This is a genomic window from Saprospiraceae bacterium (genome assembly GCA_026129545.1).
Classification (GTDB): Bacteria; Bacteroidota; Bacteroidia; order Chitinophagales; family Saprospiraceae; genus M3007.
This window is the reverse complement of the sequence record JAHCHX010000001.1, coordinates 588,717-612,162: the sequence shown is the minus strand read 5'-3', so window position 1 is coordinate 612,162 and position 23,446 is coordinate 588,717. Positions and strand designations below refer to the sequence as shown.

General features: G+C 54.3%; 16 protein-coding genes. 8 read left to right on the top strand and 8 right to left on the bottom strand.

The annotated features are described in order from the left end of the window. Positions 1-155: 155 nt before the first annotated feature. The 3 genes from KIS77_02150 to KIS77_02140 all read right to left on the bottom strand — a co-directional run bounded on the left by KIS77_02150 (position 156) and on the right by KIS77_02140 (position 4,177). On the bottom strand, positions 156-740 hold the full coding sequence (locus KIS77_02150) for a gliding motility-associated C-terminal domain-containing protein (GenBank protein MCW5921117.1): 585 nt from the start codon (positions 738-740) through the stop codon (positions 156-158). Then, positions 703-2,280: a hypothetical protein gene (locus tag KIS77_02145; protein MCW5921116.1), complete on the bottom strand. Its 1,578-nt coding sequence runs from the start codon at positions 2,278-2,280 to the stop codon at positions 703-705. The genes KIS77_02150 and KIS77_02145 overlap by 38 nt, the downstream gene beginning before the upstream one ends. Positions 2,281-3,031: 751 nt before the next feature. After that, on the bottom strand, positions 3,032-4,177 hold the full coding sequence (locus KIS77_02140) for a PLP-dependent transferase (GenBank protein ID MCW5921115.1): 1,146 nt from the start codon (positions 4,175-4,177) through the stop codon (positions 3,032-3,034). A 68-nt stretch (positions 4,178-4,245) separates the two neighbouring features. On the opposite strand from KIS77_02140, the gene queG reads away from it, so the two are divergent. After that, positions 4,246-5,184 (top strand): tRNA epoxyqueuosine(34) reductase QueG, encoded by a 939-nt coding sequence (gene queG, locus KIS77_02135; protein MCW5921114.1) that lies wholly within the window; start codon positions 4,246-4,248, stop codon positions 5,182-5,184. Positions 5,185-5,191: 7 nt separating this feature from the next. On the opposite strand, the gene KIS77_02130 is transcribed toward queG, so the two are convergent. Together KIS77_02130 and glgB are read right to left on the bottom strand one after the other, a co-directional pair. Then, on the bottom strand, positions 5,192-5,797 hold the full coding sequence (locus KIS77_02130) for a Uma2 family endonuclease (protein ID MCW5921113.1): 606 nt from the start codon (positions 5,795-5,797) through the stop codon (positions 5,192-5,194). Between the two features lie 64 nt (positions 5,798-5,861). Beyond that, the gene (gene glgB, locus KIS77_02125) at positions 5,862-7,868 is read right to left on the bottom strand and encodes a 1,4-alpha-glucan branching protein GlgB (protein MCW5921112.1); all 2,007 of its coding nucleotides are present in this window, start codon (positions 7,866-7,868) and stop codon (positions 5,862-5,864) included. Positions 7,869-8,112: 244 nt separating this feature from the next. Between glgB and KIS77_02120 the strand changes: the two genes are divergently transcribed. Continuing rightward, the gene (locus KIS77_02120) at positions 8,113-8,793 is read left to right on the top strand and encodes a Crp/Fnr family transcriptional regulator (protein MCW5921111.1); all 681 of its coding nucleotides are present in this window, start codon (positions 8,113-8,115) and stop codon (positions 8,791-8,793) included. A 120-nt stretch (positions 8,794-8,913) separates the two neighbouring features. Here KIS77_02120 and KIS77_02115 read toward each other — a convergent pair whose 3' ends face one another. Next, the gene (locus KIS77_02115) at positions 8,914-9,681 is read right to left on the bottom strand and encodes a DUF481 domain-containing protein (GenBank protein ID MCW5921110.1); all 768 of its coding nucleotides are present in this window, start codon (positions 9,679-9,681) and stop codon (positions 8,914-8,916) included. Positions 9,682-9,837: 156 nt separating this feature from the next. On the opposite strand from KIS77_02115, the gene KIS77_02110 reads away from it, so the two are divergent. The 6 genes from KIS77_02110 to KIS77_02085 all read left to right on the top strand — a co-directional run bounded on the left by KIS77_02110 (position 9,838) and on the right by KIS77_02085 (position 20,337). After that, positions 9,838-11,493, top strand: coding sequence for a hypothetical protein (locus KIS77_02110; protein MCW5921109.1), 1,656 nt, complete (start codon positions 9,838-9,840; stop codon positions 11,491-11,493). Between the two features lie 245 nt (positions 11,494-11,738). Continuing rightward, a complete protein-coding gene (locus KIS77_02105) occupies positions 11,739-12,509 on the top strand; it encodes a hypothetical protein (protein ID MCW5921108.1) in 771 nt (256 codons plus the stop codon). 309 nt (positions 12,510-12,818) lie between these two features. Then, entirely contained in the window at positions 12,819-16,127 is a 3,309-nt protein-coding gene (locus tag KIS77_02100; GenBank protein MCW5921107.1) for a SusC/RagA family TonB-linked outer membrane protein, read from the top strand. 200 nt (positions 16,128-16,327) lie between these two features. After that, positions 16,328-17,797, top strand: a complete 1,470-nt coding sequence (locus KIS77_02095) for a SusD/RagB family nutrient-binding outer membrane lipoprotein (GenBank protein ID MCW5921106.1) — start codon at positions 16,328-16,330, stop codon at positions 17,795-17,797. Between the two features lie 178 nt (positions 17,798-17,975). After that, positions 17,976-18,551 (top strand): hypothetical protein, encoded by a 576-nt coding sequence (locus KIS77_02090; GenBank protein MCW5921105.1) that lies wholly within the window; start codon positions 17,976-17,978, stop codon positions 18,549-18,551. Between the two features lie 7 nt (positions 18,552-18,558). Next, positions 18,559-20,337: an alkaline phosphatase family protein gene (locus KIS77_02085; GenBank protein MCW5921104.1), complete on the top strand. Its 1,779-nt coding sequence runs from the start codon at positions 18,559-18,561 to the stop codon at positions 20,335-20,337. 425 nt (positions 20,338-20,762) lie between these two features. Here KIS77_02085 and KIS77_02080 read toward each other — a convergent pair whose 3' ends face one another. Together KIS77_02080 and KIS77_02075 are read right to left on the bottom strand one after the other, a co-directional pair. Then, a complete protein-coding gene (locus KIS77_02080) occupies positions 20,763-21,884 on the bottom strand; it encodes a TIGR03364 family FAD-dependent oxidoreductase (GenBank protein MCW5921103.1) in 1,122 nt (373 codons plus the stop codon). A gap of 218 nt (positions 21,885-22,102) precedes the next feature. Then, positions 22,103-23,383, bottom strand: coding sequence for a hypothetical protein (locus KIS77_02075; GenBank protein MCW5921102.1), 1,281 nt, complete (start codon positions 23,381-23,383; stop codon positions 22,103-22,105). Positions 23,384-23,446 lie beyond the last annotated feature (63 nt).

The following is a 23,446-nucleotide window of genomic DNA, read 5'->3' as shown; positions in this document are numbered from 1 at the left end:
TTGTTGGTTGTTGCCCGCCCGGATGAACATCCGTTCGGGCGGGGTTGTAAGGTGGGAGGGGGTTGCGAACGACAAAAGTAACTAATACGGCGACAATAGTGCATAAAATTGCACAAATGCCCTATTTTACAAAAATATGGGTAAGCCGCTCCACATCAGCGAATAATGGTGACATCGCCTGAATGTGGGACGATGGCGCCGTTGTTCAATTGGAGCTCGACGTAGTAGGCATAGACACCTGTGGGCATCGGCTTGCCTTTGTGGTCGCCTCTCCAGCCTTGTCCGAGGTCGTTGGGTGGGAAGTTGGCCCGCTCAAAAATCAAACTGCCCCAGCGGTCGTAGATTTGCAACAACTTGACTGTCTGGATACAGTCAGGGTTGGTGAAAATGGTGAAGGCTTCGTTTTCGCCGTATTTGTTGGGGGCAAAAACATTGGGGACGTAAAAGTTATTGGGCGAAATGCCAACCGTAATCAGCAGGGTACTGTCGCAGCCGTTGGCGCGAGTCAGCACGATTGGGTAGGTGCCAGCCTTTTGAGTGCTATCGCCATTGGGGAATGTGAAAAAGAGTTCGTCACACAAATCAACTGTCTGAAAAACAACAGCGGAATCAAGCGATTCCGCGACCGACAATCCTTCCAGTCGCCCGTCGCAGGTGTCTTTGTCAGTGACCACGACAGCGTATGTGCCAGAAAGCAGGTTTTCAAAGTATCCGGTTGGTTGTGGGGTTCCGGTAAGCAATTGAAAAAGGTAGGGAGCCGCCCCCCCCCGTCGCGCTCACCGCTATGAATCCCTCGTGCTGTGTGCAGTCAATGTGGCCAATACTGTCCAAACGAATCGCCAAAGGGACATATGGCTGAATGGTGTAGGTACCCGTTCCTTCGCACCCCGACGCATCCCTGACTGAAAGTGAATAGTCGCCCGCGCCCAAGCCACCAAAGATGTTGGCGCTTCCCCACGGGCCGTCGTTCAGTTTGTACTCGAATGGAGGTGTCCCGCCATTGGCCGTGATGATTATTTCGCCGGGATGTTTGCAATTTTCGTCGCGTATTGACACCTCGGAGCCGGGTAGTTGGATGACAAAACTGTCCAAGTTGTTTGTGTAGTCACACTCATCGAGCATGGTCGCGGGAAAATCATCAAAAGAGAAAGGGGCTGAAAGCGAGCCGTTGAAGTTGGCGACCGAATAGAGCGCGGAGCCACTGGGCAATTGTGCGGCGAGTGGAAAATCAGGAAGCACGCCACTGATGCAGCTATCGGCCCCGGCAGTGGGGAAGCTCAACACGCCCAACTGGTTGGCCGCACCCTTGGTCGGGTCAGCATCGAAAAAAGCGACTTCTATCTCGTCGGGCCAATCGCTCGCACCGCGATTGCAGAGCGAATAACGGAGCCGCTGCTTGCCATCCACGCAAAAGACATCCTCGATGTCGAACACCACGTCGTAAGGCGCGAATTGAACATGATAGGTGATGATGGTGTCACAACCGACCAACCCTGCAAGGGTGTCCATGAACACGCCGGGCTGGTCAAAGGTCTTGCCATTGAGGGTGATGGAGGAGTTGGGGCAGAGGGTGAGGGATTGGGAAATCATCTGAACCCCTGCTGGCACTGTTCCTTCCATAATGCTTGCGCCTGCTAACAGCACGCCCTGTTGCCCCGGCTGAGCACCATTGGTTTGATTTTGATTTGCCATGCCATTTGCCCCTCCGACCAAATTTGCCGAAACACTGGGAAAACTCTGCGACAGCATCAATTTGCCGCCTGAGCCGCCGCCACCCGCACCTATTATTTGCACCATGACATAGAACAAACAGTCGCCGCCCCGCCCACCTTTCAGGTCACAATACAACATGCCATTTACCGCCTCGGCCTCAATCAATATCGTACCTCCAGCACCGCCGCCGCCTTGACCGTCATTATTGTTATTGCCAAATTTTAAAACGTCAGCGCCATTTGCCAATAGAACTGCCGCACCTCCAGATGTCACTATCTCTTTTGCCCTTAAAATTATGATGCCGCCTCCATTACCACCTGAACTTCCCACGTTGTCGTTGGTATGGCCAGCTCCTCCTCCCCCTCCCATTATGACTCGTTGCACATCAGATTCAAACACCTTTAAACCACCTACCCCATCTGTACCCAATGTGGGGGCTCCGGGAGCATACCAATACTCCAATCCACCGTTTCCTCCGACCCCGCCGTTGCCGCCGCCATTGTGACCATTGCCGCCCCCACCGCCGTTGGCTGCTCGCCCACGCCCATAAGAATAATCAATCGGCATGATTGCGACTCCTTCACCTTTTTCAGCGGAACGATACGGGTCGGGGGATAGTAATATTGGGTTTCATGAGAAGCGCCTCCGTTGGCATTCACCATTTTGCCCCCTCTGAACCCTCTTCCAGTCACATCGGCACCAGCTTGCAGGGTTAGTGTTCCACTCGCCTCCACAATCAACACCCCACCTGTTGTGCCATCCCATGGCTTGCAAGTCAAGCCATTTGCCGTGATGTTGCCATATTCAGGCACCCTAACCAATTGCACTTTCCCGTTCACATCATAATCCTTTTCGAGCCTGTAAAGAAGGCTTATCTGGTTGCCGGAAATACTTTTGACACGGTTGAGCTCACAATTGCCTGCATTGCCTGTATTCAGAATACTACCGAAGACATTAGTATTCGACAAATTGACTACAGCGCCTTGCATGTGGATAATCAACACTTTATCATTGGATGAAAAAGCAGCGGAAGAGCCTACTTGTAGAGTACTCTCATCACAACCTATGATAGCCAGTACTGGCGTGTAATCATTGACGACACCCGAAATTATGCTTTGAGAAACAGCGCGTGGAGACAAAAACAGGAATAGACAGAGGGAGGGGAAGATTGCAAATTTCATTCAATGGAAATGCTTGAGTTTGTGCGAATGTAGTTGTAACAAATTTCCCACTTTACCCAAGCATTTTCCAAACAGTTCAATGTTAATTTGTCGAGCCACTAAAAAGAATCTTGCTCTAATGCCAAATTTTTGGCAATTCAAACACCCCCCAACGCCCCTTCCAAATCCGCCATCAAATCATCCGCATCCTCCACGCCCACGCTGAGGCGGATAAGCGAGTCGGTAAGCCCTACTTTCAGCCGCTCCTCGCGCGGGATGCTGGCGTGGGTCATGCTGGCAGGGTGGCCGATGAGCGACTCCACGCCACCGAGCGACTCGGCCAAGGAAAACAAGTGGGTACCGCTCAACACCTTAGTGGCATTTTCCACCGTGTTGTTTTTCAGGTCGAACGAAACCATCGCGCCGAACATCCGCATCTGACGGCGAGCGATGTCGTGGTTGCGGTGGGCGTGAAAGCCCGGCCAATATACCTTGCCCACTTTGGGGTGCGCTGCCAAGTATTCGGCTATGACGGCGGCGTTTTCGCAAGCGCGCTGCACCCGCAGGTGAAGCGTCTTGATGCCACGCAAAATGAGGAAACAATCCTGAGGCCCCGGCACCGCCCCGCTGGCGTTTTGGAGAAAATGAAGTCGCTCAGCCAACGACGCATCTTTCACAACCAAACAGCCATGCACCACGTCGGAATGGCCGCCGATATATTTGGTGGCGGAATGCAACACGATGTCGGCACCCAAGTCAAGCGGGTTTTGCAGATAAGGCGAGGCAAAAGTATTGTCCACGCAAACGAGTATGCCGCGACGCTTGGCCACGGCGCACACCGCTTCTATGTCCACGATGTTGAGCATCGGGTTGGTAGGCGTCTCGAGCCATAAGAGTTTCGTGTCGGGGCTGATTTCTCGCTCCACCTTACTTGCGTCGTACATATCCACGAAGCGGCTTTTCAGCCCCCACTGCCCCCACACGCGCACCATCTGGCGATAGGAGCCGCCATACAAGTCGTTGACGGCCAGCACCTCGTCGCCGGATTTCAGCAGTTTCATCACGGCATCCTGCGCGGCTAAGCCTGAGGCGAAGCATATTGCGTCCGTGCCATTTTCGAGCGCGGCGAGGTTTTTCTCGAGCACCGAGCGCGTGGGGTTTTGGGTGCGAGCGTATTCGTAGCCCTTGTGAGCGCCGGGCGCGGCTTGCACATAAGTGGAGGTTTGGAAAATAGGGGTCATAATCGCCCCGGTGGATGGGTCGGGTTCTATGCCCGCGTGTATGACTTTTGTGGCGAATTTCATTTTTGGCAATGTTTATTTGAAAAAGGCGGGCAAAGGTAGGGAAAGTGAAACATCTTTATTTTCGCCCTATGCAAAACGCTGCCAACATTCAACGACACTCAAGCATGATTCGAGCCGAAGCCCAGCGATTAGGATTCGAGTTTGTGGGTTTTGCTCGTGCCGAGCGGCTCGACGAGGAAGCGCGGCGTTTGGAGCAATGGCTGCACGCGGGTGCGCACGGTCGCATGGCCTACATGGAAAATCATTTCGACCTGCGCATTGACCCGACCAAGTTGATGCCGGGCGCAAAGACGGTGATTTGCCTGACGTTCAATTATTTCACGGATAAAAAGCAGGAAGACCCAGAAGCGCCAAAACTCGCCACTTATGCCTTCGGAGAGGATTATCATTTTGTCGTGAAAGACAAACTAAAAAGTCTGTTGCAATTCATGCAGGCAGAAATCGGCGAAGTGAACGGGCGTTGTTTCGTGGACAGTGCCCCGGTGATGGAACGCGAATGGGCGCAACGCGCCGGCCTCGGCTGGAATGGGCGCAACACCCTGACGATTCACCCGAAACGAGGGTCGTTTTTCTTTTTGGCAGAAATAATCTGCGATTTGCCGCTGCTCTACGACGCTCCCATCCGCGACCACTGCGGCACTTGCCGACGCTGCATAGAGGCTTGCCCGACAGAGGCTATTTCGCCGGAAGGCTATTTTCTCGATGCCTCGAAGTGTATTTCTTACCTGACCATCGAGCTGCGCGACGAAATCCCGCCTGAGTTCAAAGGCAAAATGGACAATTGGATGTTTGGTTGCGACGTGTGTCAGGATGTGTGCCCGTGGAATCGTTTTTCCGAGCGGCACTCGGAGCCGGCGTTCGAGCCGCATCCAGATTTGTTGCGGATGAGCCGCCGCGATTGGCTCGAACTGACAGAGGATGTGTTCGGAAAAGTTTTCAAAAAATCGGCGGTCAAAAGAGTGAAGCACGCGGGCTTGAAACGCAACATCGGTTTTTTGGACAAGTAGGCTTTTGTCATTCAAAAACATCGGCCATCCTCACCTCAAAACCAGGCATCACGTCGCCGCCACTCAAAGGCTCTTCGAAGGGGATGGTATGGATGTCGCCGTTGGATTGATAGACCCAAGTCTTGCGGCTTTTCGGGTCAATGAGCCACGCCAACTGGCAGCCACACTCGATGTATTCTTCCATTTTATCTTTCAAATGATTGAGGGACTGGTCGCTGGAGCGTATTTCAGCCACAAAATCGGGGGCGATGGGAGCAAACCGTTGTCTTTTATCTTTGGGAATGGCGTTCCAACGCTCGCTGGATATCCACGCTGCATCGGGCGAACGCTCCGCGCCATTCGGCAGCTTGAATCCAGTAGATGAATCAAAGCCTTCACCCAATTTGTTTTTTTTGTGCCAAATATAAATTTCTCCACTAAGAGTGAAGTTCTGTTTGCCAGTTTCTGAATTGGTAGGAGGCATTATTTCAATAATTTTGTCAGGCGTTCTCTCGATGCGCAGGTCTGGGTTGAGCATGCAGAACTGATAGAATTGCTCGTCCGTCATGCCGCCATTTGGCATCCGGAGTGCAATGCCTGTGAATGTGCTCGGAGCGGTGTCTATTGCACTCATTATCTACTGTTTTATGGAAACAAAGATAGCGGTTTTTCAGGGGGCGTTTCAAATTGCCCCTTTGTCAGGCTTTTTGGGTCTTTTGTTTGCGGGTTGAGGGGGACTTTTTCCCGGTTCCTGCCTTTTTCATTTCGCGCCCGTCGGCCTTTTGCTTGGGGGCTGGCGCCTCCTCCCCTTCAAAAATCATCACGCACAAGGGGGGCAGTTGGAACGTGACCGAATACTCCTTCCCGTGAGAGGCTGCTTTTTTAGCTTTTAATGTTCCATTCACGATGCCGGTGCCGCCATACTTTTTGTCATCGCTATTGAGCACCTCTCTCCAGACACCTCCGTAGGGTACCCCAACGGTGTATTCAGCCATAACGTTGGCATTGAAATGACAAATCACGAGCAGCACCTTGTCGCCCGGCCCGCCTTTGCGGAGGTAAGCGAGCACACAGTTTTCGGTGTCGTCGCCCGAAATCCACTCGTATCCTTCGGGTGAAAAAGCATTGAGCCAAAGCGCCTTGCGTGAGGTGTAGAGATGGTTGAGGTCTTTCACCCAAGCCTGCACGCCTTTGTGGAGGTCGTATTGAAGCAAGTGCCAAGCCACGCCGAGGTCGTGGCTCCATTCGCTGGTTTGCCCGATTTCGCCGCCCATGAAGAGGATTTGCGAGCCTGGGTGCGTCCATTGGTGGCCGAAGAGGGCGCGAAGGTTGGCGAACTTTTGCCATTCGTCGCCGGGCATTTTGTAAAGCAGGCTGGCTTTCATGTGCACCACCTCGTCGTGGCTGAGGGGGAGCATGAATTTTTCGGAAAAAGCGTAAATCATCGAGAAGGTGATTTCGCTTTGATGCCAGCGGCGGAAAATGGGAGGGCGCTTGAAGTACTCTATGGTATCGTGCATCCAGCCCATCATCCATTTTTGGCCGAAGCCGAGGCCGCCATCGAACGTGGGATGCGTCACCGCCGGGAAGGCCGTGCTTTCTTCGGCAATGGTCTCCACGCCGGGATAATTTTTTGAAACAGCCTCGTTGAAGTCTTTGAGGAAAGAAATGGCTTCCAGATTTTCCCTGCCGCCATAAATGTTCGGAATCCACTCCCCTTCTTTGCGCGAATAGTCGTGATAGAGCATGGAAGCGACCGCATCCACTCGCAGCCCGTCCACATGATAGTGCTCCAACCAGAACAAGGCGTTGGATATGAGGAACGAGCGCACTTCGTTGCGACCGTAGTCGAACACATAACTGTTCCAATCCGGGTGATACCCCCGGCGCATATCGGAATACTCGTAGATGTGCGTGCCATCAAACAAATACAGCCCGTGTATGTCGCTGGGGAAATGCGAGGGAACCCAGTCGAGTATGACCCCAATGCCCGCCTCGTGGCATTTGTCTATCAAGTGCATCAAATCCTCGGGCTGGCCCGAGCGGCTCGTCGGCGCGAAATAACCCGTGATTTGGTAGCCCCACGAGGGGAAGTAGGGGTGCTCCATGACGGGCATGAATTCGATGTGGGTAAAGCCCATGTCTTTGACGTAAGGCACGAGGTCGTCGGCCATTTCGCGGAAGTTGAGCGAGCGGTTCATTTCTTTCGGAATCTTTTTCCACGAGCCGGGGTGCACCTCATACACTGACCACGGCTGTGGCTTGAAGGCGCGTTCGCGTCGAGTTTTCAGCCATTTTTCATCTTTCCATTTGTAGTCAAATTCCCAGACAATGGAAGCAGTTTTGGGCGGTGTTTCCCACAACAGGGCGAAAGGGTCGCCTTTGTCGAGGCCGAATCCGTCCCATGTTTTGACGTGGTATTTATACACAGTGCCTTTGTCAAGGCCGGGAATAAAGCCTTCCCAGATGCCGCTGCTGTCCCAACGGGGGTTGAGGATGTGTGCGTCGGGATTCCAGCCATTAAAATCGCCGGTGACGCTGACGCGCTTGGCATTGGGTGCCCACACGGAAAAGCATACACCACGTTGGCCGTCCACCTCCACGATGTGGCTGCCCATTTTGTGGTGCAACTGGAAGTGTTTGCCCGCTTGATATAATGCGATGTCGAAGTCGGTGAGTAGCGAATGAAATTTGACAGTTGGCATGGTTCTGCTTGTTGTTGGGAATTAAGCCCGAAGGTAGTCGTCGGGGCAAGGTGGTTTTATTGACTAAAAAGAATGATTCATCTTGGCGCAAGGCGTTCCGCGATACGCTAACCAGTTTGGGGTGAAAGGTAGCCCAAACCCCATTGAATGTGTTTGAATGCGTTTTTGAGGATTCGCTTGGCACAGTTTTGGTTTTACAGAATGTCGCCTCCCTGTCACTTGTCAAAACCGAAAGGCAGAATCTATGGACGCACCAACCTTGCTCAGCACATTACAGCGTTTTCCGTTGCTCTCGTCGCTCTCGCAGGCCGACTTGCAACGGCTTGCGCAAATGGGCGAACTGAAAACCACTCCGAAACATTCTTTCATCTACTTGGCCGACGAGCCGAGCGACTACATCTGTATGCTTACCAATGGCGCGGTGAAAATCGGGATTTTTTCACCTGATGGCCGCGAAATCATCAAAAGTATTCAACATCCCTACACTGTGTTTGGCGAGTTGGGTCTCACTGGCGAGCAACAGCGTGCAGAGTTTGCCTCCAGCATGAACCAAGATGTCACTTATTTCCGGGTGAAAGTAGATGATTTCAGACATTTGATGCAGCAACATTTCCATTTGTCGCAATCCGTGATGCTTTTTATCGGCGAACGGCTCCGCAAAGCCGAACGCCAGTGGGAATCGCTCATCCTCAAGGACGTGCGCACGCGCATCGTGGAGTTCTTGAAAGAAAGCGCCGGGGAAAGAGGCCGCCAAGTGGGTTTTGAAACGCTGCTGAAACACGGCCTCACTCAACAGGACATCGCCAACCTCGTCGGCGCAAGTCGCCAAACCGTGACGGCGATTCTCAACGAACTGCGCAAGTCGAACCTGATTCACTTCAACCGCAACTCTATTTTGATTCGGGACTTGGACAAGTTGAACTGAATGGAGGCGCAGGTTTTTGAATGTGAGAATGTGCTTTTGGAGTAAAAAAACACGCATCGCAAAGGGCATTTCGACACAGGTCGGGATGCCCGCTGTTTTTTTGGAAAAAGCCGTCGCCATCTACAGCGTCAGCAAAAGGCCATTGCGCCAGTTGACCGTCTCGACAGGAGCGCCCTCGGGCAAGCCAATTTCTCTTGTGAAGGTAAAATTGAGCGTAAAATTCAGTTTCCGGTGAATCGGTATCACCAAAGCCCAATCAGACAAAAAGCGGTAGTTTTTGATGAGTCCGACCACTGGTTGCCAATAGTTAGTGGCGACAAGCGCAATTTTGCTGTCGGGCGGTCGCAGCGATACCGAAATGTAGGTGCTGAGTCGGTTCCACGAGAGTTGGCGAGGCTCCTCCAGAAATTCGTTGCGCTCCCACATCCAAGAAGCGCCGAGGTAAAGGCGACTGCGCTTGTCGGCGCTCAACAAGAATCGTTTGCGCAAACCCGTGCCGACCAAGTTCCGATTGCGAATCAATATCAGCCGGTTCGTCTGCATCTGGCCATACGCCTCCCACACCCACGAGTCGGTCAGGTTGTAATTGTAGCGCAGGTGCGCGAAGGCACTGTTCAAGAAATCGTTGTTGCCCGCTTTCAGCAGGTTGTAATTGAGCAGCAGCAAGCCGATGTGGCGCTGACGCTTGTATTGTACCCGCGAGTCCGCCTGCCACTGATACACGGTCTGTTGTACCTTGGTGTAGTTGAACGCCGCTCGCAGCGTGCCGTACCAGCGCGTGGAGTCGTTGGTGGTTTGGATTCTCAAATCTTCGATGTTCACGATTTGCCCTCGCAGGCGTTTCCCGCCCGTCGCGCACAGCAGCAAGACAAGCCATAGTATTCTCATAGTGCGTTTTTGGGGCAAAAATCCGAAAAATCCGCTTAGGGCATTTGTGAGCGTCCTGCACACTTCCTCCACGTTCACATCATTCTTAATTTTGGTTTAACGCCCTGTTCACAAGTCGCGCATAGGTTGCAGGCTCAAAATCAAATCTTGCATCTTATGTCCTACTACAAAATCATCAGAGGGGTGCGCTACGACCGCAACCTACTCCTAGCTGCCGAATCCTTCACGCAAGGACGCGGTGAAAGCCGTATTTCGCTCGAAGAAATCCAGCAACTTTACCAAATGGCACTCGATGGCCGAGGCATCACCGACATTGAATGGCGTACCCTGCAATACGTCGCTCAACAGTACACTTTCACCGAACCTGCGAAGAAATGGCTTGATGAGCAGTTTGAACTCAACAACATTGGCGACCTCGACAAGCTCATTCGCCGGGTCGTGCGCCACGAATTCGGGCTGCGCGGCCTCAAGTGGAAAATAGACCTCAACGAAGTAGCGCGCCAACACAAGAATTTCCCTTCGAGAGGCTTTATCCCTGCGCTGCGTGGGGCGCTGTCAGCCTTTCTGCGCTGGGGACAAGGCCAATTGAGCCTTGTCGCCGTAGTGTCGCGCCGCGACTTGGCTTACAACGAAAGCAACTCGCCGGAGGAAATTCTGAAATCGTATCTGAATACTGGCACGCTCCTGCTCATCCCTGCCGAACCTACGACGACACAAGCCCCTTTGGACTTTGACTTGCCCGAATCGCTTGATTTTCAGCGTTTCTGGATGTTTGGCCTACATATACCAGACCTATTCCCCGCGCAATTTGCAGCCTTTGTGCTGCGCGACCAACCTACGCAGTACAGCATAGGCTACTTTTCCAGAACGCTCGACTTGGACAACTTGATAGTCAAAGTGACACGTCAATTCGCGCAATTTCTCAATCTGGAATTGGACATTGACACCGATGAAGTGCAGCGCCAACTGGCGCTCACGCCCAACCAGAACTTTGGCAACTCGCTTTTCGCCGCCTTACACGAAGGCATCTTCAATGGGGAAAGCAGCTTTTCCTTCCGCGATTTCATCATGCAGGAAATTTGGCCCGACCCTGACAAATCCATCCAAGCTTACCAACGCGAATACATTGAGACTGGAAAGCTCCGCTTGCTTTCTTCGCCCGATGCCCCCGCTTTCCCGGTGCCGGAAAATTTCTGGCCCGACACGGACGACGTTTGGGTGTTCGGTTTGGAAATGCCGCGCAAGACCAACGTGCGCTTCATCATCACCGCCAATCGTACAGGCGACATCGAAAACGCCAGCTGGAACGACGGTTTCATCCCCAACGACACAGCGTTCGAAGATTCCATCAAGCACGTGGTGCACGAAGAGTTCGGATTGGAGGGTTTGCGATGGACCATCTCGCAGGAGAATTACGAGGCCCAACGACACCGTTTTGGCCCCGATTGGAGATACTTTCCCGGGATACTTCGTCAGGCACTCAACACGACTCTCCACGATTATCTCACGCCCCAATCAGTTTTCAACATCGTCAAGGAAGTGCACCGGGACGAAGTGGACGAACAAGATTTTGACGACCCGATGGAGTATCGCGCCGCCATCAAGCATCATATCATGCGATACCTCAAAAGCGGTCAAATCGAGTTTTTGCCCATCGAGTGCTCCGAAAACAACCCGAGCAACGGAGAGGCGGTGGAGGACAACTGGCTCTTCTCCCTTTCGCTGCCCGACCTGTCTGACCATGGTTTTTTCATCATCATCCCGCGTTGGCCCGATGACGAGCAGTTGCCATATATCTATGGCGTCAACTGAGTACACCGTGATTCAAATATCCTGAGGTTGCCACAAAGTCGCAAAGACTCAAAGAACTTGTTTTACACCTTGATTCGCTAGGATTGGTCAGACGAGCATGATTTATGTCATTTATTTTGAGCAGGTTGCGTTTGCAATCATGCCCAAAACTTGGCGATGCCGGGTATAAAATCTCTGTGTCTTCGCGCCTTTGTGGCAAAATTTCAAATTACGGCACACCCAATGTCTTAGCAAAATTTCCTGCCATGACTATCGGCAAACATATACACGAGCGCATCCTACTCTTTCTCAATCATGCCAAAAGCGCGGAAGACATCATCAACCCGAACGTGGTGCAAGACCACCAAGGAAATGGCTACACCATCGGCAGAGAGGTCGCGCAGCGCCTGCTCGACAAGCGCGACAAACTGCCCGGAAAACGATTCGGCAGCATCAATCAGGTATTGAGCGTCGCGGGGTTCGGCACCGACAAGCTCAAAGATTTGGCGCATAGCGTAGCCATCCCGGCAGCCAAGCACTTTCGCGGCAAAATGTACGAGCATGTGATACTGGAAAATTGGGAGCTCGAGCATCACACCGTTCGGTTTGACAATCGAAAAAGCTTTTTGGAAATCGCGCAAAACATTGCGCATCTCACGACCTGGGTGGGGATGCAGGTGGAGCTGATGGCCGCGCACAAGCTCGGAAGCCCAAAAGCTGCCCGATTGGCCAATTTATTGCTCCAAAAAAGCCAGCCCGAGTTTTTCCCCGACGCGCACTACGGAAGTTTTGCTTTTGCCCTGTGGTTTTATCAGTTCGACGCGGACAACTGGTTCGGCTTCGAAAAAGTGCGTTTGGTCATTGAGGAATACCTCACCTACTACACCTCTCATGCCCACCGCCTTGAATTTTGCCTGTTCAGGGGCTTTGAAAACGAAGGCGTGTTGGTCAATGCCGTGACCCGGCCCGATTTGCCAGTAGTGCTCAATCATGGAGAACAGGAAATCAGCATCTGGACCGCGCAGCTCAACGACTGATGCCCTACTTTCCACAAAGTGTCTTTCGCAACATCAACCCCGCTCCAAGAGATTTGAATCAGCCAGTTTACTTCACTTCCACACGAAGGTTACAATAAGTTAACCAACCAATTGCTTCTCAACAACTTAACCCAAACTTAAACCGCTCTTTCCGACCCTGCGCGAGCGCCCCTCTACTTTTGCCGCCGATTCGGTCGGGGAAATGTTTCCCGGTTCTTCCGCTTTGTTTTCCAAACATTCCATTTGCCCGGCGGGCATTTTTCCGCTAAAGGATTTAATCACTTTTCCATCACTCAACTTTTTCTATCTATGAAGGCTTTTTTCCAAACCTTCAAGGGTGTGTTCTATGCCCTTGTAGCACTTCTCTTGTCCTTAGCAAGTGCCAATGCTCAGCGTCTGAGCGGCACTGTGAAGGATGCCCAGACCAACGAAACTTTGCCCGGTGCCACCATCGCGGTGCAAGGGCAATCGCGCGGCACCGTATCTGATGCCGATGGCAATTTTGCCTTGGATGCCGCACCCGGCGAAGTGCTTGTCGTGACATTGGTCGGCTATGCCGCTCAAACCGTCACCGTCGGCACATCGCCCATCCTGAACATTTCGCTCACGCAAGACACCAAGTTGCAAGAAGTCATTGTGACGGCGCTTGGCATCAGCCGCGAGAAAAAATCGTTGGGCTATGCCGCTCAGGAAGTAAAAGGCGAAGATTTGACCAAGGCCCGCGAGACGAACATCGTCAATTCGCTGGCTGGCAAGGTGGCTGGCGTCACCATCGTGGGCAACCCATCGGGCATCGGCTCTTCTTCCCGCATCACCATACGCGGCGAGCGCTCGCTCAACATCAACCGCAACCAGCCGCTTTTCGTGGTGGATGGCGTGCCCATCACCAATGATTTTCGCGGCTCATCCGGTAGCAGCTTCCAAGAAGCGGACTACGGCAACGGCGCGGGTTTCGTCAACCCCGACGACGTGGAATCCATCACCGTGCTGAAAGGCGCCAGCGCCGCCGCGCTCTACGGTTCGCGTGCCAACAACGGCGTGATTTTGATAACGACCAAGACCGGGAAAAACACAAAAGGCATCGGCGTGTCTGTCAACTCGACCGTTTCATTTGAAAATGTGCTGCGCTTGCCCGACTATCAAAACGTGTATGGTCAGGGGCTTGGCGGCTTTTTTGAGTTCAGGGATGGCAACGGAGGCGGCATCGCCGACGGCGTGGACGAGAGCTGGGGCCCCCGGTACGAAGGGCAGCTCATCAAACAGTTTGACTCCCCCACCTCCAACGGCTTCCGTGGCGGCGACGTGGGCAACCTGTTCACCTCCATCGGCCCGGTTGACCTCGACAAACAATTGGCCGCTCGCGGCGAGATTATCCCCACCCCATGGGTGGCTCGCCCCAACAACGTGAGAGATTTCTTTGAAACCGGCGTGACGCAAACGCACAACGTGGCGCTCACCGGCAGCAACCCCAACGGCGACTTCCGCCTTTCCTACACTTGGCTCGACCAAGTGGGCACCGTGCCAAACACAGACTTGAAGCGCAACACGCTTTCATTCGCCGGCGGCTACAACCTTAGCTCCAAACTGCGCGTGCGCACCGCCATCAACTACCTCAACAACAAAAGCGACAACCGCCCCAACCTGAGCTACGGCACCGAGAACATCATGTACCTCTTCAACTGCTGGCTCGGCCGCCAGGTTGATTTGGCTGCCATGCGCGACTACTGGATGGCTGGCCGCACCGGGCTGAACCAGTTTGGATACAACTACAACTACCACGACAACCCCTATTTCAATCTGTACGAAAACACTAACAGCCAAGACATCAACCGGGTATATGGCAACGTGTCGCTGACCTACGACCTGACCGACGAGCTGAGCGTCATGCTGCGTAGCGGCGCAGACGTGAGCAACGAGTTTCGCGCCCGCCGCCGTGCCTACAGCACACAGCGCTTCCAGCGCGGCAGCTATCGTGAAGAACGCTTGGGGCTGTCCGAGATTAACACGGACTTCCTCATCAGCTACAAAAAGCCCCTAGGCCAGCGCTTCGACCTCAACCTCGGCTTCGGCGGCAACGCCATGCGTCAAGTGGGTCGTTTCTCCGATGTCATCGCCCCAGAACTTGCCGTACCCGGCATTTATGCCCTCAGCAACTCCCGCGTGGCATTGCAAAACCTCACGAACACGCCCTTTTCGGAAAAGCGCATCAACTCGCTCTACGCCACCGGTCAGTTGGGCTTCAACAACTACCTTTATCTAGACCTCTCCGCCCGCAACGACTGGTCGAGCACCCTGCCCAGCAATTCGCGCAGCTACCTCTACTACGCCGCCAACCTGAGCGCCGTGGTGAGCGACATGCTCAACCTCAACCCAAGCGGCGCCCTCTCCTTTGCAAAAGTTCGCTTTGGCGTGGCGCAAGTGGGCAACGACACCGACCCCTACCAGTTGGCTACCATTTTCAACGCGCAGCAACCCGTGTTGGGCAGCCCCTCTTACAGCGAGTCGAGCGTGTTGGTGAACGCCAACCTGAAGCCTGAAATCAGTACTTCCATCGAAACAGGTTTCGACGTGCGTTTCTTCCGCAACCGCCTCGGCCTCGATTTCACTTACTACAACACCCAGAGCAAGAACCAGATTCTCCCGATTCCGCTCTCCAACACCACAGGCTACAGCGCCCGTATCATCAACGCAGGCTTGATTGAAAACCAAGGCGTGGAAGTAACCCTCAACATCACGCCCATCCGCAGCCGCCATTTCTCTTGGGATGTCGCGTTCAACTTCTCCCGCAACCGCAGCAAAGTCAAAGACCTTTTCACCGACCCCGTGTCGGGTCAAGAAGTGACCAACTACGTCCTAGCCTCGCGCTATGTGACCGTGGAAGCTCGTGTGGGCGAGCAAATGGGCAGCATGTACGGCATCGGTTTTGCCCGCGTGAGCAGCGACCCTAACGACAAATACTACGACCCCACCGGGCAGTACGTCGGCCAAATCGTCTACAATGCACAAGGCAAACCCATCGAAACACCCAGCCGTATCTTGCTCGGCAACTACAATCCCGACTGGCTCGGCGGCATCGGCAACACCTTCACATTCAAAGGTGTGTCGCTCGGTGTCTTGTTCGACATTCGCAGAGGTGGCGAAGTGTACTCGCACACCCAGACTGTAGGCCGCGAAGGCGGGCAAATCATCGAGACCCTCGAAGGTCGAGCCAACGGCTACGACATCAGCCTCCCCGGAAACGGCGTCATCGGACAAGGCGTGGTGCAAAACGGCGATGGTTCGTTCAAGCCCAACGAAACCAAACTCAGCGCCCGCGAATGGCACACCTCCTACACGCTCGGTCGCCGACTGATTGAAGGCATGATTTACGATGCCTCCTTCACCAAACTCCGCGAAGTACGCCTCGGATACACCTTGCCCAACAGACTGTTCGGCAATTCCTCCCTGCGCGACCTCAGCATCAGCCTCGTGGGCCGCAACCTCGCCCTCTGGACCAAAGTGCCGCACATTGACCCGGAGACCTCCTCCACCGCAGGCGGCACGGTCATCCCCGGCGTGGAATCGGTGGCCCTGCCCTCCACCCGGAGCTGGGGCGTGAACGTCGGATTCCGGTTTTAAATGTCGTTGAAGCTGCTCCAAAAGGTTGATGAGGGTTTATCAAAGCTTATGAAGGTTGATATTTTGATTCGGAAAGGCAGAGATTCATGCCGCTTTTCACTCCTCATATCAACTTTCATCAACCGTATCAACTTTATCAACCTTTTGAGACAGCCTGAACCCCATCAACCTATTTTTCCTTCATTTCAACATCACACACAATGAAACATATTTTTCTAAAATCATTGGCAATCGTCGGTCTTATCGCGCTTTCGTCGGGCTGCACCAAAGATTTTGACGAAATCAACACCAACCCCAACTCGCCCACAGTGGTAAACAACGGCTTGCTGCTCCCACAAATCCAGCGCGACATGATGAACGCGCTGCTCGGCGAGACCTGGGGCATCGGCAACATCGTGATTCAACACACGGCCAAAAACCAATTCGTGAACGAAGACCGCTACCTCTGGGGCGAACTGAACAGCATCTGGAACAACGTGTACGACAATATGCGCGACGTGAAAATCATGCTCCAGCAGAGCGAGGCCAACGGCGAAAACAACTACAAAGCCGTTGCCCTCATCATGAAGTCCTGGATGTTCTCGCTCGCCACCGATGCCTACGGCGATGTGCCTTATTCGGAGGCCATCAACGCCAAAGAAGGTCAGAACTACCCGAAATACGACGAGCAGGAGCAGATTTACAACGGTATTTTGGCCGACTTGAAAACGGCCAGCGACCTGCTCGGCACCTCCAGCGAGTCTGTGGCTGGCGACGTGATTTTCAAAGGCAACCTCGACAAGTGGAAAAAACTCGCCAACTCGCTGCGCATCCGTGCACTCATGCGCATCTCACGCAAGCGCGACGTAAGCGCCGACCTCCGCTCCATCGTGGACAACCCGGCGCAATACCCCCTTTTCGGAGGCGTGGCGGACAATGCCGTTTACACCTACTCGGCCTCTTCGCCCGACCAATTCCCCCTGCACACCACCCGTATCGGTTCGTTCAACGAGTTCCGCGCCAGCAAAACCCTGCTCGACACGCTCAAAGCACTCAACGACCCGCGTATGCCCATCTTCTTCCGCCCGACACCCGACACGGAGACCGACCCGATTCCAGAATTCGTCGGCCTCCCCAACGGACTCAACGACGTGGATGCGCTTCAGTACAACGGCGGCCCACAGTTCCAGTCGCGCATAGGCACCCTCTATTTCGAGCAAGCCATCTCCACATCAGGCCTTTCCATCGCCAAAGGCGTGGTGATGACCTACGCGGAGTTGCAGTTCCTGCTCGCCGAAGCAGCAGAGAAAGGGCTGATTACAGGCGATGCCAAGACCTTCTACGAGCAAGGCGTGAAAGGCTCCTTCAATTTTTACGGACTTGATGTACCAGCTGGCTATTTCGACCTCCCAGAAGTGGCCTACACAGGCTCGCAGCAGGAAAAACTCTCAAAAATCGGCTTCCAGAAATGGGTGTCGCTCTTTTTTCAAGGCATGGAAGCGTGGTTCGACTGGCGCCGCACCGGCATCCCCGCACTCAAGCCCGGCCCCTCCAATCAGAACAACAACATGATACCCGTGCGATTCCGCTACCCCATTATCGAGCAATCGCTCAACGAGGCCTCCTACAAAGCCGCCGTGCAGCGCCAAGGCCCCGATGATTTGAACTCGAAAATGTGGCACCTGAAATAGAAGCACGCTTCATACAAATTTGAGTTTGGTTTGGTGGAAAAACGGCGCAATGCCGTTTTTCCTCTTTTTTAAAAACTACCCCATTGACTGACCTCAATGACCGCCAATCACCCCCTAAATGACCCTCTAAATGACCCTCAATCACCCCCTAAATGACCCTCAATCACCCTCTAAATCCATGACACACCACCACACACACGAAGCCATTCAAACCATACTCGCAGTATTCCGCGAGCGCGGCCACGAGGAATATCACGGCGAACCCGTGAGCCAACTCGAGCACGCCGCCCAAACCGCGCAACTCGCACAACAAGGCCATCCTGACGATACCGAATTCATCCTTGCCGCATTTCTCCACGACTTCGGCCACCTGTGCGGCACCGCGCCGGAAGACAACATGGACGGCTACGGCATTTGGCACCATGAGGCCATTGGAGCGCGGGAATTGCGCAGACTGGGGTTTTCGGAAAAAATAGCCCGTCTTGTGGCAGGCCATGTGCAAGCCAAACGCTACTTGGTCAGCACCGATGCAGCCTACTATGCAGGGCTTTCGGAAGCCAGCAAAATCACGTTGGAAAAACAAGGTGGCTTGATGACTGCGGAGGAGCAGCGCGATTTTGAGCAGGATACGCTGTTCGAGTGGCATCTGCAATTGCGCAGGCTCGACGAACAGGCAAAGGTGAGCGGGCAGCCTGTGGGCGATTTGGATTGGCTCGAAGACTTGATGCGCGAGCATTTGGAGCCTGCTGTATAGGCGCTATATGGTTTTCTGTGATGGGGCATACTCACTTGAAAATATCGTTGACCGTTATCTCAAAATCGGGCAACGCGGGCGCGGCGGAACAAACCTCATCGCCACTCAACCTTTCAACCACCACCACACCATGCACACCAAGTCATTCAAAATACTCAACCTGTCCTTATTGGTCTCCATCATGGTCGGATGCGCCACACAGCCGTCAGCCCACAAAGACCTCGGCATACGCCACGTCGTCGTCATTGGGGTGGATGGCCTCAGCCCCGACGGCATTAGGAAAGCCGCCACACCCGTGCTCGACCGCTTGATGGCCGAGGGCGCCTACACCCTGCAAGCGCGTTGCGTCACCCCCAGCAGTTCCAGCTCCAACTGGGCCTCCATGGTCATGGGGGCAGATGTGGAGCAACACGGTGTGCACAGCAACGACTATGAGCGCGACAACTTCATCCTACCCCCTGTGGTGAAAGGCAAGGAGGACATCTTCCCCACCATTTTCAGCGAGATAGATGGCCAAATGCCCCAAGCCACCATCGGCGCCATTTACCATTGGGGAGGCTTTGGGCGATTGTTCGAAAAATCCGCAGTGGACTACGACACCGCCGCGCCCGACGAAAACACCGCCGCGCAATTGGCCGCCGCGTTCATTCGGCAAGAAAAACCCACGTTCTGTTTTGTGCACCTTGACCATGTGGACCACGCTGGCCACGAATCGGGACACGGCAGCCCTGCTTACTACGCCTCTGTCAGCAAAGCGGACTCGCTCATCGGGCAAATCATCGCCGCCATAGAAGCCGCTGGCATCGCCGACCGAACGCTGGTCATCGTCTCTTCTGACCACGGCGGCATCGGGCTGGGGCATGGCGGCCTCACGATGGCCGAGATGGAAATTCCGTTCCTACTGTGGGGGCACGGCATCAAAAAAGGGTATCGGATTCCCACCCCCGTCTATCAATACGACAACGCAGCCACAGTAGCCTTTGCGCTCGGTTTGGAGCGCCCTTACGCCTGGATAGGTCGCCCCGTGCAATGCGCCTTCGAGGGATTCGCCGAGCCACCCCTCAACTACCCGGTACTGACCTTTTTGGAAAAACCAATTTTGCTGCCCAAAGCCATCCACAACCAACGGGCAGGCGGCCTCTTTTTCAGCGACACCACCATTCACATGGAAAATCCCAACACGACAAACGACACCGAACTGCGCTACACCCTCGACGGCTCACTCCCCACCGCCTCATCGCCTCGCTACACCGCCCCCATCCCAACAAAGCAAAACACGGTGGTGCGCAGCGGCGTATTTCGCCAAGGAAAACTGGAAAGCGAAGTGGCCGAGGCGCATTACCGATTCGTGCCAGCGGGTAAAAAGCCGCCAGTTCGATACACCTGCTATTTGGTGGATGGCCTCAAACAACTGCCCGATTTTCGCAGCCTCCGCCCCGTGGCTTCGGGGCGCATTTATGAAATCACCTCCGACGAGGTGCCGCTGCCACGCCCGCAACAGATAGCGGTGGCGTACGAGTGCAAGATTCGCATCAAGGAATCAGGCCGCTACACTTTTTTCACCCGTTCCGACGACGGCAGCAAACTTTACCTCGACGGCAAATTGGTGGTGGACAACGACGGCGACCACGGCGTGCAGGAAAAGTCCGGGAAAATAGAATTACCGCCGGGCGACCATTCTATCCGGGTCGAATGGTTCAACGGCGGTGGCGGCGGATGGCTCGATGTCTGTTATCAAGGGCCGGGCATTGCAAAGCAAGTGGTTCCGGTGGAGCTCCTATTCTAAAAACCAACGAATAAAATAGGTCGGGGCTGCCGTGGCCGCAGCGACTTAGTTGCCGCTCAATCGCAAATCATCCGAATGAAGGGTTGGGGTAGCCCCGCTTTGGGCGGAATGTTGACACGAGCGTTCAATGTTTCGCCCAGCCATTCTCGGTTTGTAAGAGGTGTCATCTTTTCAGGAACGAAAAAGGCGATATCTCGGCCTGTTTTTGAGATGTCACCCCTCCATTCTTCCGGGATGACACCTCAGAACCCGCCAAAGCGAAAATCGTTGTATTTCGCCCCGCCAAGAGCGGGGCTTGGATTCATTGGGCGCGCAAATTTCTACCAACATTTTCGCCTCTCCGAGGCTTTTTTACCCCTTGATTCGCACCAATCGCAAATCGCAAATCGCAAATCGTAAATCGCAAATCGCAAATCGCAAATCGCCTACACCACCTCCTCTGCCAGCCCAAAGCTCATCGTCATGCCCGCGCCACTCAGACCATTGACAATCCAGACCCCCGGCTCAGCCTCCACCACAAAATCGGTGTGCCCCGGCAGTTTGGGATAAATGCCATGCCAAGTCTCCGCAATCGTGGGGGCGGGAAATAGCGCGAAAGTGTGCAAATACTCCAGAATCAGCGCATTGATGGCCTCGCTATCGAAAGGCGACACATCCCAGCCATATTCGTGGCTGTCGCCGAGTATGATTTCGCCAAAAGAATTTTGCGACACCAGCACATGGATGCCATACCTCGAAAAGTCGGGGGTTTCGAGGTCGTAGCGCTCACGCACAGGGGCGAGGCTTTCCAGATGCGCAAAAGAGGAATAATGCAGCAGCGTCAGCCCGGCGCAGAGCGATGCCCCCAAGTCCCAATCGGAGGGTTGCGAAGAAGTACGTAGCATTTGCAACTTGCATTTGGTGATGCCGCTCTCGCGGAAAATTTTGGGATACAAAGTCTCAAACTCCGCACCAGAGCAAATGAAGATGCGCTCGGCCTGCCAGTGTTCGTAAAAATCGGACAGTATGTGCGACTCCACATGCGTCACCGCAGAGCCAAAGTGAAACTCCACACCAAGCTCTTTTTCCAAAAACGCGGCAATCTGCGGAATAGCTTGTCGGGAGGTGACGGTACACTCCGTCGCGCTCCACATTGCCCCTTTCAGTCCCTTTTCCCTCACGGCAGGCGAATAAGTCGCCACCTCGTGCGGCGCAAGCAATTGGGTTTGATAGCCCGCCCCAGCGGAGTCACGCTCGAAATCGCGCAGCACGGCCATTTCGTCGTCGTGATAAGCCAGATGGAGCGAGCCGTTTTGTTTGAGCCAAATACCGCTGGCCCGCGCCACTTCCAGCCAAATCTCGCGGCTGCGCAGCGCACGCTCAAGCAACCGACCCACTGGCTGACCAACCGGCCACAGCAAGCCAAAATTGCGCACCGAGGCACCCACCGCGCGCGGGTTGCGCTCGAACACGACCACTTTCTGCCCCTTTTTGGCGGCAGCGTAAGCGACTGCCAAACCCACGATGCCAGCGCCTACGACGGCCACATCAAATTTGTTGTCGTTCATGGTATGTGTGTTTGTGAAAGTTGACGAGGGTTGATAAATTGCGGCATACACCACGACATCAACCCTCATCAACCCTCATCAACCTTTATCAACCCTCATCAACCCTCATCAACCTTCATCAACCCTTATCAACTTTCATCAACCCTCATCAACCCTCATCAACCCTCATCAACCTTTATCAACCTTCATCAACCCTTATCAACTTTCATCAACCCTCATCAACCCTCATCAACCTTTTTTTTCAAAAAATACCAATACGAACCTGCCATCAGCACCAACATCAGCACCGCGCCGCCATAGCAAAGGCTCGTGTAGAAGCCAAGCCAACTCATCTCGCCCGCGCCGAAATTGCGCCAAAGCAACACGCCCACGCTGCCCAAATAGCCGATAGAGTCGGCCACATAAATCAAGAACCCCACGTTGCCACGCTCGCGGAAATGCGCCAGCAAACGGTCGAACAACACACCGTTGAACAAAATATAGGGCAAAAACAGACCGAACCCGGAGGCCACCATCCACACAATCGGGGAAATACCCCCCTGCTGAAACAACACCGTGCTGCCGATGAGCAAAACCGCGCCCAACGCGACGAGCAAGTGATTGAGCCGCAAGGCAAATGCGTTGTCGCGCACAAACATCATGGCACCCACCGCCAGCAGCGAAAGCACCGCCACCGGAATTTCAGCGGTGGTCAGTATAGTCGCGTTGCCACCAAAACCCAACTCTCGCCAGATTTCCACCGTGAAATTGTCGCGCACGTCGCGCACGATGGTCAGCACCAGATAGACCGTCACCAGCAACACCAGCCCCGGGGCGTAACGCCAAAACAATCCCCTGCACGCTTGCGGCGACATCTTTTGGCGCGGCGCCCGCTGCGCCTCGTCCGCTTTCGACGGTGGTGGCAAATGTTCCATCACCCACACGCACAGCAGCAGCCCCGGCACAAACAGCAGCGCAGCCGCAAAGGGCATCCATTGTTCGCTAAGCCCTTGCACATCGAGCAGCCAGCGCCCCGTCGTTTTCACGAACCCCGAAGAAATGATAAAGTTGACACAAAGCATGGCCGCCAACGCCTCCGTCACCCGCCGCCCCTCCAAATAGCCAAACACCAAGCCCCAAGCCATGCCCAACGGCAGGCCATTGACGAACATCCACGCGGCATTCCACGGGAAAGGAGTGAGCGCAAAGCCGAGTAGCGACACCCCCGCCAAACCCGCTACACCGAGCAGGGTCGCCGCCCGATGCCTTGCCGCCATGCCCGATATGACCCGAATGCCAATGAACTTGGATAAGGCATAACCTGCCACCTGCGCCACCACCAACACGATTTTGAACTGAACACCCCACAACATCAGCCCCTCGTAGGTGCCCGCCGTGAACGGCTTGCGAAAGGCATACACACAACAATACGCCACAAAAGCAAACACCCCAGCCACCCCCACAAACACGGCGGGCGGAGCAACTGCAAGGCGGCGGGCAAGCCAGTCGGAACGGAGCATGAAGTCCTGATTGAGCCACAATCATACCGCCCCTTCACACTGAATATGAGGCACTTTGAGAGA